Annotated in this window: 20 protein-coding genes and 1 tRNA gene; 8 read left to right on the top strand and 13 right to left on the bottom strand. The window is 49.8% G+C overall.

What is annotated here, in order from left to right:
- Nucleotides 1-3: 3 nt before the first annotated feature.
- The 6 genes from AWQ24_RS09775 to AWQ24_RS09750 form a co-directional block, all read right to left on the bottom strand.
- Entirely contained in the window at nt 4-792 is a 789-nt protein-coding gene (locus AWQ24_RS09775) for a tetratricopeptide repeat protein (protein WP_065716710.1), read from the bottom strand.
- Between the two features lie 55 nt (nt 793-847).
- Nucleotides 848-2,410, bottom strand: coding sequence for a phospholipase D-like domain-containing protein (locus AWQ24_RS09770; RefSeq protein WP_065716709.1), 1,563 nt, complete (start codon nt 2,408-2,410; stop codon nt 848-850).
- Between the two features lie 33 nt (nt 2,411-2,443).
- Nucleotides 2,444-3,238 (bottom strand): TIGR03943 family putative permease subunit, encoded by a 795-nt coding sequence (locus AWQ24_RS09765; RefSeq protein WP_012307507.1) that lies wholly within the window; start codon nt 3,236-3,238, stop codon nt 2,444-2,446.
- A 56-nt stretch (nt 3,239-3,294) separates the two neighbouring features.
- On the bottom strand, nt 3,295-3,771 hold the full coding sequence (locus AWQ24_RS09760; protein ID WP_012307506.1) for an FHA domain-containing protein: 477 nt from the start codon (nt 3,769-3,771) through the stop codon (nt 3,295-3,297).
- A 294-nt stretch (nt 3,772-4,065) separates the two neighbouring features.
- On the bottom strand, nt 4,066-4,869 hold the full coding sequence (gene pstB / locus AWQ24_RS09755; RefSeq protein ID WP_012307505.1) for a phosphate ABC transporter ATP-binding protein PstB: 804 nt from the start codon (nt 4,867-4,869) through the stop codon (nt 4,066-4,068).
- A 344-nt stretch (nt 4,870-5,213) separates the two neighbouring features.
- Complete coding sequence (locus AWQ24_RS09750; protein WP_030006411.1) at nt 5,214-6,314, bottom strand: DUF389 domain-containing protein; 1,101 nt, start codon at nt 6,312-6,314, stop codon at nt 5,214-5,216.
- 212 nt (nt 6,315-6,526) lie between these two features.
- Here AWQ24_RS09750 and rpmF point away from each other — a divergent pair, with 212 nt between their 5' ends.
- Both rpmF and crtH read left to right on the top strand, forming a co-directional pair.
- On the top strand, nt 6,527-6,694 hold the full coding sequence (gene rpmF / locus AWQ24_RS09745) for a 50S ribosomal protein L32 (RefSeq protein WP_012307503.1): 168 nt from the start codon (nt 6,527-6,529) through the stop codon (nt 6,692-6,694).
- A gap of 229 nt (nt 6,695-6,923) precedes the next feature.
- On the top strand, nt 6,924-8,465 hold the full coding sequence (gene crtH, locus AWQ24_RS09740) for a carotenoid isomerase (protein WP_157072214.1): 1,542 nt from the start codon (nt 6,924-6,926) through the stop codon (nt 8,463-8,465).
- Between the two features lie 100 nt (nt 8,466-8,565).
- On the opposite strand, the gene AWQ24_RS09735 is transcribed toward crtH, so the two are convergent.
- Together AWQ24_RS09735 and hisA are read right to left on the bottom strand one after the other, a co-directional pair.
- Nucleotides 8,566-9,684 carry a SpoIID/LytB domain-containing protein gene (locus AWQ24_RS09735; protein ID WP_041443552.1) on the bottom strand — a complete coding sequence of 373 codons (1,119 nt, stop codon included), beginning with the start codon at nt 9,682-9,684 and terminating at the stop codon, nt 8,566-8,568.
- A 133-nt stretch (nt 9,685-9,817) separates the two neighbouring features.
- Complete coding sequence (gene hisA, locus AWQ24_RS09730) at nt 9,818-10,588, bottom strand: 1-(5-phosphoribosyl)-5-[(5-phosphoribosylamino)methylideneamino]imidazole-4-carboxamide isomerase (protein WP_065716708.1); 771 nt, start codon at nt 10,586-10,588, stop codon at nt 9,818-9,820.
- 59 nt (nt 10,589-10,647) lie between these two features.
- Between hisA and AWQ24_RS09725 the strand changes: the two genes are divergently transcribed.
- Nucleotides 10,648-10,719, top strand: a tRNA-Cys gene (locus tag AWQ24_RS09725).
- A 135-nt stretch (nt 10,720-10,854) separates the two neighbouring features.
- Nucleotides 10,855-11,949, top strand: a complete 1,095-nt coding sequence (locus tag AWQ24_RS09720) for a hypothetical protein (protein ID WP_065716707.1) — start codon at nt 10,855-10,857, stop codon at nt 11,947-11,949.
- On the opposite strand, the gene AWQ24_RS16250 is transcribed toward AWQ24_RS09720, so the two are convergent.
- The gene (locus AWQ24_RS16250; RefSeq protein WP_065716706.1) at nt 11,900-12,118 is read right to left on the bottom strand and encodes a hypothetical protein; all 219 of its coding nucleotides are present in this window, start codon (nt 12,116-12,118) and stop codon (nt 11,900-11,902) included. The two genes, AWQ24_RS09720 and AWQ24_RS16250, sit on opposite strands and share 50 nt — an antisense overlap.
- A gap of 272 nt (nt 12,119-12,390) precedes the next feature.
- On the opposite strand from AWQ24_RS16250, the gene AWQ24_RS09710 reads away from it, so the two are divergent.
- Entirely contained in the window at nt 12,391-13,014 is a 624-nt protein-coding gene (locus tag AWQ24_RS09710; RefSeq protein WP_065716705.1) for a hypothetical protein, read from the top strand.
- 35 nt (nt 13,015-13,049) lie between these two features.
- On the opposite strand, the gene AWQ24_RS09705 is transcribed toward AWQ24_RS09710, so the two are convergent.
- From AWQ24_RS09705 to AWQ24_RS09690, 4 genes are all read right to left on the bottom strand, one after another.
- Nucleotides 13,050-13,262 carry a hypothetical protein gene (locus AWQ24_RS09705; protein ID WP_065716704.1) on the bottom strand — a complete coding sequence of 71 codons (213 nt, stop codon included), beginning with the start codon at nt 13,260-13,262 and terminating at the stop codon, nt 13,050-13,052.
- Between the two features lie 64 nt (nt 13,263-13,326).
- A complete protein-coding gene (locus AWQ24_RS09700; RefSeq protein ID WP_065716703.1) occupies nt 13,327-13,713 on the bottom strand; it encodes a hypothetical protein in 387 nt (128 codons plus the stop codon).
- Between the two features lie 17 nt (nt 13,714-13,730).
- The gene (locus tag AWQ24_RS09695; protein ID WP_065716702.1) at nt 13,731-13,931 is read right to left on the bottom strand and encodes a helix-turn-helix domain-containing protein; all 201 of its coding nucleotides are present in this window, start codon (nt 13,929-13,931) and stop codon (nt 13,731-13,733) included.
- Between the two features lie 3 nt (nt 13,932-13,934).
- Nucleotides 13,935-14,150: a helix-turn-helix transcriptional regulator gene (locus AWQ24_RS09690; protein WP_198161452.1), complete on the bottom strand. Its 216-nt coding sequence runs from the start codon at nt 14,148-14,150 to the stop codon at nt 13,935-13,937.
- A gap of 201 nt (nt 14,151-14,351) precedes the next feature.
- Here AWQ24_RS09690 and AWQ24_RS09685 point away from each other — a divergent pair, with 201 nt between their 5' ends.
- From AWQ24_RS09685 to AWQ24_RS09675, 3 genes are all read left to right on the top strand, one after another.
- Nucleotides 14,352-14,615, top strand: coding sequence for a hypothetical protein (locus AWQ24_RS09685; protein ID WP_065716700.1), 264 nt, complete (start codon nt 14,352-14,354; stop codon nt 14,613-14,615).
- Complete coding sequence (locus tag AWQ24_RS09680) at nt 14,602-14,820, top strand: hypothetical protein (protein WP_157096853.1); 219 nt, start codon at nt 14,602-14,604, stop codon at nt 14,818-14,820. Before AWQ24_RS09685 ends, AWQ24_RS09680 begins: the two co-directional genes overlap by 14 nt.
- Before the next feature lie 83 nt (nt 14,821-14,903).
- The gene (locus tag AWQ24_RS09675; RefSeq protein WP_065716698.1) at nt 14,904-17,030 is read left to right on the top strand and encodes a DnaB-like helicase N-terminal domain-containing protein; all 2,127 of its coding nucleotides are present in this window, start codon (nt 14,904-14,906) and stop codon (nt 17,028-17,030) included.
- Nucleotides 17,031-17,032: the final 2 nt, after the last annotated feature.

Raw genomic sequence — 17,032 nt, 5'->3', positions numbered from 1 at the left:
AATTTACTGGAGATTGAGGAAATTATCTAAATCTTCAAGGACTTTCGGTGGAAAGCGACGAATATTCTCTAACCATTCTAGATCCCGGTAACGATCGTCTAAACCCGCTGCGGCCACCCAGTTACTTTCAGCTTCGCCGAATTGGTGGTTGCCCCAGAGCATCGCCGTCAGGGCCACCCGCGCATCAGCAAACATCGGGTATTTGCGCACCAGGCCTTTCATTCGCTGGATCGCTTGGTTGTTTTCGCCAACTTGATACAGGGCAAGGGCATAACTTTCGGCGGCCCAGGCAAAACGGGGATCCAGTTCCGTTGCTTTCTGGTAGTCCTGGCGGGCCTGTTCCCAATTGCCCAAACTGCCATAAGCATTGCCGCGATTGTGGTAGGCGATCGCCTCTTGGGGATCGAGTTCGATGGCTTTGTCATAGTCGGCGATCGCTTCGCTAAACCGTTGCTGTTGTTCGAGGATCGCACCGCGATTAAAGTAGGGTTCGACTTGGTCTGGGGCCAGGCGAATCGCTTCATTGAGATCGTCAAGGGCTGCATCAAACTGATTTAAACTCGCCCTCGTATTACCCCGATTACTCCAGAGGGCCGGATTTTGGGGAAATGCTTCAATTAAATCTGACCAAATTTTTTCGGCGGTAAATAGATCCCCTTTTTTCGCTGCCTGTATCGCAGTTTGGGTAAGGCGGTCTCCTTCAGAGATTTGAGCATTGGTAAGGGCAACACTAGGCCAACAAAGGCTAATCCACAGCAGCAGACTACACAGAAAACTAAAAATTGGGCGCATAGATAAATCGCTCAACGGCGTTCAGAGAAAGGGCTAAGGGTACTATAACGCGTCTCTACCAAGTGACTTTTCCGGCCAGGTCAGCCGCTTTCTTTTCCCCAATGCCCGACACCCGCTGCAGATCCGTCAAACCAGAGTAGGGACGGCCTTCGATAATTCCTTGGGCGAGACTGGGGCCAATGCCAGGTAGGGTTTCAAGTTCGACGGCACTGGCGGTATTAAGGTTTACAGGGCCATCGGTGGCGGCTACAGTACAGTCAGCGGGAATCGGTTTTTGTTTGCTGGCGATAAAGGGCGGGATCCCCAGGTAGGCCGTGGTATAAAACTGATCGAATTCAGCTTGAAATTGTTGGGCGATCGCCTCGTTCTGGATAATTAAGAGAGTTTCGTCGTTTTGATTATTGGCAGCAGCCGACCAATTATGGGAGCCAGTAATTACGGTTTTTCCATCGATGACAGCGAATTTGTGGTGAAATTTGTCCCCCTTGGGTAATTTGGGCGTGCCGACGGTTTGAATGGGGTTAGCCCAAGGCCGATTAAAGGGGTCACATTTTTCCTTGAGATTCACCCCCAACAGATCCAGCCCATCGCTATATTCCCGAAAGGCAAAACTCGGATCAATTAAGGCGCGGATTTCAGTGCCCGCTTGGGCTTCTTTTTCTAAAATATTGGCGATTTTTTGCTCAGAGAACACGAATAGGGCCAGGCTAATCGACTCTTGGGCTTGGGCGAGGGTGCTGCCAATGAGACCATTGCTCGTATTTTCCCAGGGCTGGGAACTGGAGAAAGGCGAAAACTGAACGGTGACGCGACTGTTACCCACGCTAAAGGTTTGGGGCGGTTCCTGAAGTTTCTGAACTCCAAATTTGCGCCCTGTCCACATCTCCTCAAATTCTGCCGTAAAAACCTGGGCGATCGCCGCATCTTGGATCCGCATTAGGTGGTTTACATTGCCCCTGGTTTCCGGGTTGGCGAAATCTCCGTGGATGCCGCTTAATGTCCAGTTTGCTGAGCCGGTGATCACCGTTTCCCCATCGACCACCATAAATTTGTGGTGCATCAGGCCGCTCCCTTTGGAACCGTCGGCGGTGTCGTCCAAAATCGGAATCTTTGCCCGTTCTAGAATGGCGATCGCATCATATTTAGCCGTCTCTGCCGCATCCAAAAAGCCATCTTGGTTTTCGTCGGCGAGGGCGACAAATTCTTGGTATTTTCCCTGATCCCGTTCATCGAGTTCTAAAATTTCTGCCGAATCAGGTGTGGCCCAGGGTTGACGATAATTATTTTCGACGATGACGCGAATTGTGATTCCCGCAGCGGCTTGGTCGGCCAGAGCTTCAGCTACCAGGGGCAAGTTCAACTCCTGAATCGCAATATCGATGGTGCTTTGGGCACTGTTAATGCCCTCGATTAGAATAGCTTCGAGGTTATCCCCTGGGCGTTTCAGTTGGCGGTAGGGTTCGGTGTAACTAATACGTCGGCCTTGACGCTGATTGAAATACACTTGAATGGATTCATCCTGGGGCGATCGCCCCCTTCCCCCCTGGCAACCCAGCAGACCAACGGCCAACAGACCCCAAAAAGCGAAAAATGGGCGGCGAGCGGCGGGATTAACCATCGAAGATTTAAGAGCGCGACACCACCCTTATACCTAATAATCGTAAGGATTTCTGGGGGTGGGAATTGGTTCGACGGCACTGGCTTGGATCACCAACTGGCGCTGGGGCAAATTATTATCACCCTCAGCTTCTGTGGTGAGTTGGAGATCCTCGGTGATCATTTCCCCCGTGACTTCTACCCAAGAGTCCGGCGCAAAGGCTTGGCGATCGCCTTCGAGTTTCACGGGCAATCCCACCGGATAGGCATCCACCGCACAACAGGTCAGCACAAACCGCGACACCATCATGTAATTGTCTGGCAACTGGGGCAGGTGAGTCACAAAGCCGTTCACCTTCACTGGATCCCCCGTATAGGCATCGGGTTCCGGGTAAACATTCAACGTCCGAATCCAATCCAATAACGTCCGCTCCTCTGGGGAGGTGCCGACCCGAAAACTTTCCGGTTGACTCCGGGTGAGGGGCAATTCTTCCGTTAAACCCCGTTGAATCGCTGTCTGGCTTGACAAAATGGTCGGCGGGATCAAAAATCCGGCGATCGCCACCACAATTAATAGGGCACTCCCCACATTCTGGGGTAATAGCGTAATATGCTGCACCGACTCCCCGCCACTAACTTGGGGACGCACCTGTTGTAGTAATTTTCCCAACCCCAGCAGGAGGAGAATGATCCCCGCCGCCACACATAAACCGAAGTAATTGGGGTGGATCAACAGAGCTAGCTGACCCGTAATTGCATACTTGAGCAGCAAAGCTCCCCACAACAACAGGGCCGTAATATCAAACCAAGGGGCCAAACCAGCCGCTTTCGGAGCAGAAAAATTAACCATTGCGTTCCTGGAAAAAATACCTCAAACAACTATTACCCGTTTCCGTTAAGGCCACCCTAAAACAAACGTGTTGCCTCTTCATCAGCCATCAGTTCTTGATCCTCGGCTAACATCGCCGGATCAATGAGCGTAATGTCAAAGGGATCTTCTTCCCCTGGCTGAGTGCGCTTTGAAGCACGCGGCGATCGCCGTTCATAACGACCCAAAATTTGGGGGCCAAACGTCACGACATCCCCATCTTGGAGTGTGACCGCATTCACTTTGTTCCCATTGACCAAAATGCCATTGGCACTCGCCTCCTGCAAACCGTCCCCATCAACAATGCGATAGTAAACATGATCATCCGTGAGATGCCGGACTAAGGTGGCATGGAGACGAGACACAAACTGAGACTGGAGGTGAATCGCGCAACTACTACGACGCCCAATAGAATAGCGAGCATCCGTCAAAATATATTCCCGTTGTCCAGTGTCATCTTGGACAACAAAAACATGTTGAGGTTGATTCATTGTGACGGTAGGAGCAACAGCCATGGATTCCAAATCAGTGCAGAAAAATTGTCGCTAAACAAAGACAATACTAAGTCCTCACATTTAAACATATTCAGCTCAACATTCAATCGTGGTATGAACCCACAAAGCCCAATTTATGTTCAATCTCTAGGATTGTCCTATCCTATCGAAGTGCCGTCTTTTTTGGTCAACCCGTAACAAATTCAATCACAAACAGAAAACCCATTACCTGCAACAGCGGGCATGGGTTATGGCTGAGACAAAAATTTAGTGTAGCGTTGCGAGAAAAACAGACCCTAAAGTCATTCCCCCAAATTAACCGAAACGGCCGCTGACATATTCCTGGGTGGCCTGTTCCCGGGGATTTTGGAAAATAACCTCCGTGCGGTCACATTCCCCTAGATAGCCCTGGCGGGTACCATCATCATTGGTCTTCACGTTGAAAAATGCCGTCATATCAGCGACCCGCGAAGCCTGTTGCATATTGTGGGTCACGATAACAATCGTGTATTGCTCTTTGAGTTGGTGGATCAACTCTTCAATTTTGAGGGTCGAAATCGGGTCTAGAGCAGAACAGGGCTCGTCCATCAACACCACCTCTGGCTGAATGGCGATTGTCCGGGCAATACAAAGCCGTTGCTGTTGCCCCCCAGATAGGGCGAGGCCACTTTGACGCAATTTATCCTTAACCTCATCCCAAAGAGCGGCCTGGCGCAGTGAGCGTTCTACCAGTTCGTCCATGTCGCCCTTGTAACCATTGATCCGTGCCCCATAGGCGATATTGTCATAGATCGATTTAGGGAAGGGGTTTGGCTTCTGGAACACCATGCCAATGCGACGGCGCACTTCCACTGGATCTACACCGGATCCGTAGAGACTACTGCCGTGGTAAGCGATGTCGCCATCTATGCGGAAAGAAGGAATGAGATCATTGAGACGGTTATAGCAACGCAGCAGAGTGCTTTTACCGCAACCAGAGGGGCCAATAAATGCTGTTACTTGATTTTTGGGAATGTTGAGGTAAACGCCTTTGATCGCCAGGAAGTTACCGTAATAGACACTGACATTTTCTGTCTGCAGAACGTAGTCTGTGGCGTTTGCATTGTCGAGTTCAATCATTGGAAAAGCAGCTTATCTAGGCCGGATGCGGGGAGTCAAGAAAATAGTCAATTACTTGCCGAATGACTTGGTGGGGCTAATGTTGAGGCTTGTTTAAATCTGAGAAGAGCTTAACGATGGAGAGGGTTTCCGCGTTTGCCAGCTTTATCAGTTTTGCCTAGACCATTAGAATACAAAACCTTCGGCTCCAGTATATTATCAGTCCTGCGACATCTTGACTTTAAGAACAGGTAAACCTTTTGGCTGGCGCTAGATAGGGTCGTTCTTTGTCGGTTATTGTTAGGTTGAACTAAAGCGGAAAGCTTGATATTTCAAAGATTTCTGGTTGACAATTGGAGTCTTTTTTACTGGCGTGGTGGGGCCATGTCCAATTGGGGTAAATCTAAATCATGGGGATCGATGTCATCGGCTTTGACTTCTTGGATTGGACTGACCTGAAACACAATTTTAAAAATTTGCCGATTACGCTTGCGTAAGAATTCCTCAACGAGGAGAGCCTGTCTGGGGGTAATTTCTTTTTTCGCCTGGAGATTGACATAGATAATCGGCGGGGAAGAAGTCCAGTCAACCCGTACCCGAACATTTTCAACATCTTGACCAACAGTGACGGTTTTAGTTGTGAGCTGGCTGGTGATGGTTTGTTGTAGGCGGAGCTGTTGCACGAGTTGAACAAATCTTGCCCCCAGGGGTACTAACAAAATCAGGGTTAGGGCCATCGTCCAACCCAGGGCGTGGTTGATCTCGGCATAACCGGCCAAGATGTAGACCACCATGCAGGCAAGGGTAATGCCGAGGAGGTTGGTTAGATAGAGTAAGAAAGCGCCACGGGAGTAATTGAAATAGCCTTGGGAAAAGGATAGGCCCACCACACAGAGAGGAGGCATCAGGGCAACGGCGATCGCCGTCCCGGCGAGGGCATCGCTGATCCCTCGGCGCACCTTCGCAAAACCGCTAATCCCCCCAGCGGCCACGGCAATACCAAGGTCGATCAGATTTGGCTGCGTCCGGGCCGTGAGTTCCGAGCCAAAATCAGGAATACCAATGACGACGCCGATCATCCAGGATAAAGCCAGGGAAAGGGCGGTTGCGCCGGTAATCGAATAGAGCGATCGCCAAAATAATTTCAATTCCCCTTCTAGGGCGGCAAAGGCTAATCCCCGCAACGGCAACATGAGCGGCGCCACCAGCATCGCTCCGATAATCACAGCCGTACTATTACTAATGAGCCCGAAGGTGGCAATAATACAGGAGCTGACGGTCAACATTACAAAATTAAGCCGCCAGCTCGCCTCGATCAAAAGCTGCCGATACAGACGCCGCGTCTTTTTCCCCGTCACCGGGCGAGGAATAAACCACTGCACAAAATCGACCCAACCCAACCACCATTCCATCACGACCCCGTAGGCTTGGGGATTACGGTACAGCCGTCGTCGATACCACACCATCGCTGTTAAGACTCCTGGACAAATAGACACACAAATGCGATTTCGATTGTAAAAGCTCGGTTCCTCTCTGATGGGATTTGCATGGATTTCTTTACCCGTGACAAACCCCGCCTTCGTTCAACCCCACAATTCAAGAGATTCTGACGGAGGACTTACTTTTTGGGAGAGAAGATTTTATAATGGTAATTCTGTAAAAATCTGTAGTTAATCCCATGGCAGTTCCAAAGAAGAAAACCTCAAAGGCAAAGCGTGACCAACGCCGGGCCCACTGGAAGCGTAAGGCAACCATCGAAGCCCAAAAGGCCCTTTCCCTTGGCAAATCTGTACTCACTGGTCGTTCTAGCTTTGTTTATCCTTCCCCCGAAGACGACGAAGAGTAAATTCAGTATTTTTCTGGCCCCAGTGCCCTCTAAATCTCTTATTAAAAATAAATATAGTTCTGATACAACAAGGTGGAAAGTTTTCCGCCTTTTTTTGTGACAAAGGCCCATGCCCAACGAAGAACTGTCGCCGCAACATCGCCGGAGAGTTACCCTACTAATCCCAAGGGAAATAAAGGTAGACTATGTAACAGTCAAAATTTAGCCTACCTTGCGAGCCTCACCGTTTATGACCGCCAAAACTGCCATTTCTGCTCCCCAGTACGATGTGATTGTCATTGGTTCCGGTATCGGGGGCCTCGTCACGGCAACCCAATTAGCAGCAAAAGGGATCAAGGTGTTGGTGCTAGAACGCTATGTGATCCCCGGTGGCAGTGCGGGTTATTTTGAGCGGCAGGGCTATCGGTTTGATGTGGGCGCTTCGATGATCTTTGGCTTTGGCGATCGCGGCACCACCAATCTCCTCACCCGGGCCCTCGCCGCAGTGGATATGTCAATTCCGACCATCCCAGATCCGGTGCAAATTCATTACCATCTCCCCAATGATCTTGAGGTCAAGGTACACCGTGACTACGAAGAATTTTTAACGGAGTTAACGGCACGGTTTCCCCACGAAGCCAAGGGCATTCGTAAATTTTATGATGAGTGCTGGAAAGTTTTTAATTGCCTCAATAGCATTGAGTTGCTTTCCCTCGAAGAAATTCGCTACCTGCTGCGGGTCTTTATGCAGAAACCCTTTGCTTGCCTGGGGTTACTTAAATATTTACCCAGAAATGCCGGAGATCTTGCCCGTCAATATATTAAAGACCCCGAACTGCTGAAGTTTATCGATATGGAATGTTACTGCTGGTCGGTGGTGCCAGCGGAACTGACTCCCATGATTAATGCGGGTATGGTGTTTAGCGATCGCCATTATGGGGGCATCAACTATCCAGAAGGCGGAGTGGGCCAAATCGCCCTCAAGCTGGTTGAAGGTTTAGAGCACCATGGCGGTGAAATCCAATACGGTGCAAATGTCTACGAAATCATCACCGACCAAGGCCAGGCCGTCGGCGTGCGTTTAGCCAATGGCACCGAGTATTTCGCCAAAAAAGTCATTTCCAATGCCACCCGCTGGGACACTTTTGAAAAGCTGCTCCCCAGTGAAAATAAACCCTTTTTTGAAGAAAAGTGGACGGAGAATTACCAAAAATCCCCCAGCTTTCTCAGCGTTCACCTCGGTGTCAAAGCCGATGTTCTTCCTCCTGGGACGGAATGCCACCACATTTTGCTGGAGAATTGGGACACCATGGAAGCCGAACAGGGTACTATTTTTGTCTCTATTCCGACACTCCTCGATCCGAGTCTGGCCCCTGAAGGATATCACATCATTCACACCTTTACTCCCAGTTGGCTGAGTGAATGGCAAGGCCTTTCTCCCCAGGAATATGAAGCCAAAAAAGAAGCCGCCGCCTGGCAACTCGTAGATCGCCTTGAAGCTATTTTTCCAGGATTAGATGCGGGATTGGACTACATGGAAGTGGGGACACCGCGCACCCATCGCAAATTCCTCGGACGGGTCGATGGCTCCTACGGGCCGATCCCCCAGCGCAAACTTTTGGGGTTATTGGGAATGTTTAATTTTGCTGGTTTTCCACCCCGGGTCAATAAAACAGAAGTCTCTGGACTTTATTGTGTCGGCGATAGTACCTTCCCCGGACAAGGCTTAAATGCTGTGGCGTTTTCTGGTTTTGCCTGTGCCCATAAGGTAGCGACAGATCTCGGCTATTAAGTGACAGGCACAAGAAAGGCGATCGCCCCTGGGAAAAATAAAAAAGGGGGAAAATTCCCCTCCTGAAATCTTGTATTTACTTCACGTTGAAAACTGACAGTTACCGTGGCGTCAACTTGGCAATGGTGGCATTTTGGTAATAGTGACGCAGAATTTGTTGGTAATCAATGCCCTGGGCTGCTAAACCATTAGCTCCCCATTGACTCATACCAACGCCGTGGCCAAAGCCTTTACCGTAGATGTAAACGTCACCCTGTTGGATTCTGGCATTAATCAAAGTGCTACGCAATTCTAATAAACTACGCAATTGATCGCCACTGATATTTTTGGTGCCGCGATCGCCAATCACTTTCATCGTAATCACCCGACCCTGGGGGGTAGCCCGTTGGGGAATGAGTTGCTTTACAGTACCAACACCACCAACCAGTTCCCCTAAGCGAGCCGCAGAAATGGTTTTACTCCACTGATAGACTGGCGAAGACTGATCATAATCCACAACCCCCCGGAGATAGGGCAGAGGTTGACTCCAGATATCCTCGACATTTTCGGTATGGCCACCCGAAGAAGAATGGAATACTGCCAGAATAACACTACCGTTATAGGTCATCACCTGACTTTCCGTGGCGTTAACGGCAGCATGGGTTGTGCTGTACTCGCTATTTAGACCCTTGTAGACCTGTGTCGCCGTCGTGGTGTCTAGGTCATAGGGTTTCCCGGCATTTTCCGAGCGTTTTTTTAATGCATAGGTACGGGCCGCGACAGCCTGGGCTTTGAGGGCTTCCTGGGGCCAACTGGGAATTGCTTCAGCGCCAACAACACTATAGAGATAGTCTTCGAGATCGACGTGATTGATGGCGAGAATTCCGTTGCCACTCTGCCGGAGTTGGGTGCGCCCCCGGTACCAGCGATCGCCAATCCACACATAGCCATCACCCTGGGGCTCAATCCAGACCTCAGTTGCCCGCCACCGGTCAAACGCCAACTGATTACCCTGGCGTCCTACAGCAAAGGAACTCATTCCGGCAATTTCACCGAGGACTTGGCCTTGGCCATTTCTGATTAAAGCATTGGTGGAACTGCCCACCTGGAGATTGGCCGTCGTCTGCCGTACAGCGACCCGGAGATCAACCGCTGCCTGTGCAGGTGCAAGGGTTCCTAGCCATACAAGCCCCGAAAGAACCCAGGAATGTCCGATTAATCTACGTAAGGGTCTCAGCATAAACACATTAGAAATCTACAACAAATGTCAATGGCATAAAGTGGTGCAGTCGATCACTATATAGCTTTACTCTAGAATCGCTTTTGATGTGGTTTGTTCCATTACAATTTCACGACTCAATCTAGCACGAAAATTAGGCGATCGCCGTACCATCATCCGGAAAAACATCCTGTAAACGTTGGGGGCCAACCGCCTTCACCGCTTCAGCCAAATTAATATCTCCGGTATAAATCGCCCGGCCCACAATCGCTCCTGTGACTCCGATCCCTTCAAGGGCCACAAGATTAATCAGATCCACCAGAGAACTTACGCCCCCCGACGCAATCACCGGAATCTCAATGGTGGCCGCCAATTCCCGCAGCGCCTCCAAATTAGGGCCAGCCATGGTGCCATCCCGATGAATATCTGTGTAAATAATGGCAGCGACGCCCTGGGTAGCCATCTGTTTCGCCAAATCCGTCGCTAAAACCGCCGACGTTTCCAACCATCCCTTTGTCGCTACCTTTCCATCGCGGGCATCAATCCCAACCGCAATCCGGCCCGGATATTTGGCACAGAGTTCTGTCACGAGATCCGGATTATCTACCGCCGCCGTCCCAAGAATGGCTCGCTCTACACCCACATCAAACAATTGCGCCACACTATCTACCGTACGGAGACCACCGCCCACCTGTACAGGAATATCAATCGCTGCTGCAATTTTGGCAATCGCCCCTAGATTGACCGACTCTCCCTGTTTTGCCCCGTCTAAATCCACCACATGGAGCCGCGTTGCCCCCTGCTCAGCCCAAGTCCGTGCCACCTGAACCGGGTCATTATTAAACACTTGCGCCTGTTGATAATCACCCTGATAGAGGCGCACACATTGGCCACCGAGCAGATCAATAGCGGGAATAACTTCCATAACGAAAAAAATGTTGTGATGTGAACAAAAGCCCTGTTATAATAGCGGACTGTTGACCCGGTGGTATAGCCAAGTGGTAAGGCAGAGGTCTGCAAAACCTCCACTCCCCAGTTCGAATCTGGGTACCACCTTATTTTTGCTGACTGAAATTGACCTGGAAACCGCTCCACAAGTAGGATTCCAGGTTTTCTTGTTTTTGGGCATTCTCCCTAATCAGGACTAACTAGGACTAATTGGACAGCAAAAATTAGGCAAATTTTAGGCAAGTGGAAATTTCAGGGAAAATTTCCCAGGCCAATGGCCGGCTGTTGGCTGCTGGTTTGGGTCTACAGATTCAAAAAATTAACAATCGTTTATATCTGCGGGGGACTTTGCCGCCGAAGCCTGAGAGCGGAAAGTCTTCCCCTTATCAACAGCGCATTTCAACGGGGCTAGCCGCGACGCCTTCGGGATTGAGGGAGGCGGAACGGCGGGCCAGGGAAATCGGGCTACAGCTCATGACCGGTAACTTTACTTGGGACGCTCCAGAGCAACCGCAACGGATCGGTGATCTGATCGAAACCTTTGGGCGATCGCTTTTGGCCCAGGGCATCACCGAGACCACATGGAAAAAGGAATATCAATCACCCTTATTAAGGATGGTGGATCGGCCCCTCGACCCTGATGTGTTGGTAAAAATTCTCTTAGAAGAAACAAAACCGGATACCCGCACCCGGAAGCGGTGGGCCTTGGCGATCGCCAAATTACTCGACTATGCAAAAATCCCCAATGACCTCCGGCAATATAAGGGGTCTTATTCCCAAAAGGCAGTTTCCCCCAGGAATTTACCGACCGATGCCCAAATTTGGCGGGCCTGGGGACGGCTTACAGAAATTGATCCACGGTGGGGAAATGCCTATGGGCTAATGGCGGTGTATGGCTTGCGCAATCATGAGGTTTTCAATTGTGACTTAAATGACTTTCCGGTGCTGTGGGTCAGCCGTGGCAAAACTGGAGAGCGCTACGTTTACCCGCTTTACCCGGAATGGGCGGATCATGTGGCCCTGGAGCTGCCCAATATTTGCCGCAAGGATACCCAGGGCTATGGGGGAGCTGTCACCCAGGCTTTTTCTGATTATGGGGTGGGCTTCTCTCCTTATAATTTGCGTCACTGTTGGGCGGTGCGGGCGATTGAGTGTGGCTTGGATAATGCCCTGGCCGCTTTCCAGATGGGCCATCGCCTATCGGTTCACAATGCCACCTACCAGCATCACCTAAAACGTCAAACCCACCAGCGGGCCTTTGAAATTCTGCGGGATAATCCCCTACGGCCTAGGCCCCCCAGCCATGAAAATGGGCATATAGCCCGAACAATCGTTTAAGGGCACGGCTCGGATTTTGGGCTTTGCGTCGTTCGATGCAGTTGGCGATCTCGTATTCTTCAAACCAACCGGACTTGACTAAATCCGTTTTGGTGATGCCGTGCTGCAACATTAAAGCCTTAAATTCATTCGCCTCTAAAGGTTCTGGGCTAAAATAACCGTTGTCCATTTGTTGCTACCTCAACTTATGGATATTCCCTGGGAAGTTCGCGCTTCTTAGGGATTTTTTATTTGACTGTTAAGAACATTTTAAGGCTCTTTGTTTTCGGAAGATAATAGGGCCAAATACTCAAGAAATAAGTCTATACAAATATTTACGGTCTTTGCCCAACGCTCACAATGGGTAGGGAAACGCCCTCTTTTCATGGTCTTTTTAGGGGGCGTTTTACGATGGGAATAATTTTCTTCTGGGTAGAATTATGGCAATGAGGAAGAAATATTATGGCGAAGAAATTTGGCTGGTCTCCGGCAATACCCTACCCGTTGGCCTGGTTACGTTTATTAATTAATTTCATTGTTCTTGGAGTGGCGGGCGGCTTCGTTGATGCAGCGACTCGAAACCAAGTTTTAACGGTTCATCCTTTCTTTGTGGTGATCGTCTTGATGTTGATGGGCGGGACAGCTTTTGCGCTGCATTATCCTTTCCGGGCGATGTTGGCAAAGTTAGGTGGGGTTCGAGAAATGGGGATGATCGATAGCCTCTGGGAGGCGGTGTTAACGGTAATGGTGACGGTGAATAGTTTTTTCCTGGTGTTGTTGCTCTATGCGGGGACTTATATCGGCGCTCCCTTTGTCGAGCCGGAAAGCTTAGATGTGGTCTCTGCTGAGACGATCTGGATCGCCATTATGTATTCGGCGATCGCCTTATATCTGTACCACCTGGAATATCTGGTGAGACACCCGGAAGTTTTAAGGCGATATTTCACGCCACCAGAGGAACGGATCAACCTGGAGAAAAAGCCACCTAAAACCAAGTTCACCCCCAGGACACCACAGCAGGAAATTGATCTGGAATTGGCGCGGATCAAGGCCCAGATCGACAATGAAAAAAGGTTCGGGAAATAATCCCAAACCTCTGTGATTGGAGAGAAACAAACTTTTTATTTGATGACGGCGGTGACGATCGTCGTAATTGTGGCGGTCGCCAACAGGCCAAAGGCTAAATTAACCACCCATTGAGAGGCCATCTGGTAGGCATTGAACCGGATGGTCAGTTCCTTCTGTTCGTCCCGTTGGGTTTTGATGGACTCGGCAAGCTCCTGTACGTCATCAGCGAGCTTATCAAGCATTTCATCTGTCCAGCGTTGTGTCATTGTGCTACCTCAACTTTTCTTTTTATTAAAACGGAATGTCATCCAGATTAGGGCTACCAGAGAGTCATAAATCCATCTCGACGCCGCTGATCTGAGTGCTGGCTAATTTCTTCGGGTTTTCGTAGTGGTGGGCTTCTCGGATGGGAAAATCTGGAATGGCTTCCTTTAGACCTTGGGCTTTGAGAAATTCTGTTGCTTTGTTCCATTCTTGCTGCATCTTCTTTAAGGCCCGCTGGCTATCCATCAGGTCTAAGTCTGCTTTGGCGGTTCGGCCCTTGATTTCTTCGTAAAGTCTGTCTGAGTGGGAAGCATGGAAGGCTAAGGCTCTTAATTTCTCCAATTCGACAGGGAGATCTTTCTCTTCAGTGATTGAGCTGGAAACTTTGATTTCTTCTGTGAGAGCGCCATGGTCAATGGTTGATCGGAGGGTGTAGCCAATGGTGTATGTCATTTTTGATATACCTGGGGTTAGGGGTTGACTTTTAAGGTTTTAAAAATTCGTTTATGGTGCCAGCGGTAGGAAGGCCGATCGCCAAAAGGGTTTGCATTGTAGTAATGGTGTCCTTCCTTAAACCTTTTCCGATTGCGGATGAGGGTTTTGGGGTTGATGCCAAGGGCCTGGGCCATGGCGCTGGTCGGGAACCAAGGAGAATTTGGGGAATTGGGCATAGGCTAAATTGCTACTTTGTCGGAGAGTTTACTCGGCAGCTTTTTGGGATTGATGTTCGCCTTATCCAGCATTTCTTGGAATTTAACCCATTGCTCGATGGTGAATCTTGGCTCATGCATTCCCGCTTCAGCTTTTGAAACTACGGATAAAGAGCAACCAATAGCTGATGCCAGTTCAAACTGAGTCAAATCAAGTTTTTCTCTAATTTGCTTAAGCACAGTTACTGATTCCTGTTGCAGTCTTGATGCGTTCATACTACCATAAAACTACTCGAATCGAGTAGTGATTTTTACTACTCAATTCCAGTGTTCCTACTTGTTTGTGAGCTTTTCCCCGTGTTGCACCACGGGGGATATTTCTTAATCAATTTCAGCACATACCACCAAGTCAACAAATCACCAAGTCAACACACAAAGACCATGGATAACCCCGAAAATATTGAGCTTCGCGCCCGTCACCTAGGCAATCAGAAAGGATGTGGCACTTACCGTGAGTATTTGATTGGTCAAGTCTTAGCAGGGGCCGTCACAAGTAATTATTTAATGGCTGAAGCCTTAGCCGCGGCCGCCACAAAGTTCTACCCAGAAGAGAATTGGGTTATTGAAACGATTGCAGAACGAGCGGTCTCCCTCGCAGATGCGGTTTTGCTTGAAATGGCGCGACGGGAATATGAACACCATTGAGATGCTGCTCGCCATCGTGCGGGGCTATGAAGAGATTTTGGGTGTTGAAGGGCCGTCGGATCTTCCCCTCGAAAGTCGTTTGAGGGCTTTGTTAATGACCCTTACCCATTGCACGCGCCGCGCTGAGAACTTAAGCGAGCATTTACAGCCTAAGCAGGTCTGGGCAGATGCGATCGCCATTGAGCGGGCCAGATTAAACCGGTAATTATTTTTGGGCAAAAAAAAGGGGGGAGACCCCTCTCGCCCCTAGTGAAAATCAACTTCTTTAATGGAGGAAGAATATCAATTATGTATAGCAATTCCCTTGCAACTAATAAGGTAACACCGATTTTTTCGGATCGCAGCTTGCCCCCCCAGAACCTCGAAGCGGAGGAAATGATCTTGGGGGGGATTTTAATGGGGGGAGCTGCAGCCCTGGCCAGGGTGAAACACATCCTAGAGCCAGAAGCCTTTTATGTGTCAGCTCACCGCCAGATTTATCAAGAGTTTCTGAAGCTGGATCAAAAAAATCTCCGCATTGATCTGCTGACAGTCATCTCTACCTTGAGCGCAAAGAAAAAATTTTTTGAGACCATCGGTGGGACTGCTAAATTATCTTTGCTGGTGGATCGCACCGTCTCGGATGTGAATCTAGATCATTATGCTGATCTGGTACAGCAAGCCTTTCTCCGGCGACAGGCGATCGCCATCGCAGAAGAGGTCATCTCCCACGCCTACAGCCGCGATACTCCGGTTAGTGACCTAGCCAATGTGATCCGCGATCGCTTTACAGAGATCACCGCTTCACCCCTGGTGACCGGAGAGGCGAAATCGATCAAGCTCCACCAATGCGATCGCCTCCTCGAAAAGCTCAATCACATTCAGTTGGATATCGACAGCCCCACCTATAAAGAATTTATGCTCCAGGAGCTAGCAAGGGAAACCGGGCGATCGCCGGCCCAGCTCCAGAGCCTTTTTTATAAATCCCTCATCGAGGACGAATGGGAACCGACCCTAAGCCTTTCCCAATTGCGCGATAAATACGGCGACCAGGTGCGGGAATGGCTTTTACATGGATTTATCCCTAAAGGAGCAACCACCCTGCTCCATGCCCTCGGTGGCCAGGGGAAAACGAGACTTTTGTATGACTTCATCTATCACCTCGCCCTAGGGGAATCTTGGCAGGGCTTCCCCGTTACAAAAAAAGCCAAGATTCTCATCATCCAGACCGATGAACAGCCCGTTGATATGTTGGCCGCCCTCGAAGTGCGGGGCATTCGCCCAGACGATCCACGCTTTGATATCCACTACAAAACCCGTTGGTCTACCGAACATATCCCCCAGCTCTACCGGGAAGTCCAGAACGAACGCTACGACCTTATCCTGATCGACTCCCTCGCCTCCGTGAGCCGCTTCTCTACCGTCAGTGAGAACGATGCCGAATTTGCCAAGCCGATCCTGTTGCTGAATAAGATCGCCGCCGACTTCAACACCGCGATCATGTTGGTTCACCATTCCAGCAAATCCGGGGACGCCAGGGGCACCACCGCCGTTTACAATGCCGTCTCCCAGGTTTTCCAACTCACCAAAGACCCCCAAGACCTCAACCCCTCATCCTGCGAGCGAATCCTCTGCATCCAAAAGAGCCGCGCCCGTCGCCCTGCTAAATATGCCCTGGTTTTCAACCCAGAGGAAGGGTCATGGGTTTGCGAAGGAGAAGCTACCCTCACTCCAGACCCAGATTCTTCTTTAAAAGAGCAGGTTTCTCAATTCCTAAGCCAACACCGAGGGGTAAAGTTTGGCAGTCGAGATTTAGCGGAAGCCCTAAACTTTAATACCAATTCTGTTAGAAAGGTTCTTGGCCAACTGGCGGCCGATGGAATTATTTCCTGGAGAAAGCAGGGCCGGAGCAAGACTTATTGGATCGACGCCTTTGAGGGAATGGTTAAGGGAAGGTTAACTGATCCGCCTATGGATCAGGTCGGATCAGTTGCGGATCAGTTCGTGGATCAGTTCGCTAATCCAGACGGGGCAAAGGATGTAGCTCCAACTGATCCACTGATCCAAAAAAACGAAAAATTTTTGAGAAAAAAATCTGGAGAAAAAACGGATCAGCGGATCAGGTCGTCTAAAACCCAGTCAGGGCATAAAACACAAACTGATCCACCCTCCGGATCAGTTCGGATCAGTTCGGATCAGGTGGATCAGTTGGATCAGATAGAAAAAGGCGATCGCGTCACGGTGGCCCAGGGCTGTGAGATATATCCAAAGGTAGGAATCCTCTGGGAAGCCGGAACGATATTGGAAGTTTTAGATATTGGGAGAAAAGGCATCTATTCTAATCAGCTTCAAGTGAAAAGATTGGGTGACAATTCTCACGCGGCCTGGGTACCAATTGCCAATATTGAAATCAATCATGTGTCAAAGGAGGTTTGAAA

Source organism: Picosynechococcus sp. PCC 8807, assembly GCF_001693295.1.
Lineage (GTDB): Bacteria > Cyanobacteriota > Cyanobacteriia > Cyanobacteriales > MRBY01 > MRBY01.
The sequence above is the reverse complement of the archived record's forward strand: the minus strand, read 5'-3'. Positions and strand labels throughout refer to the sequence as shown.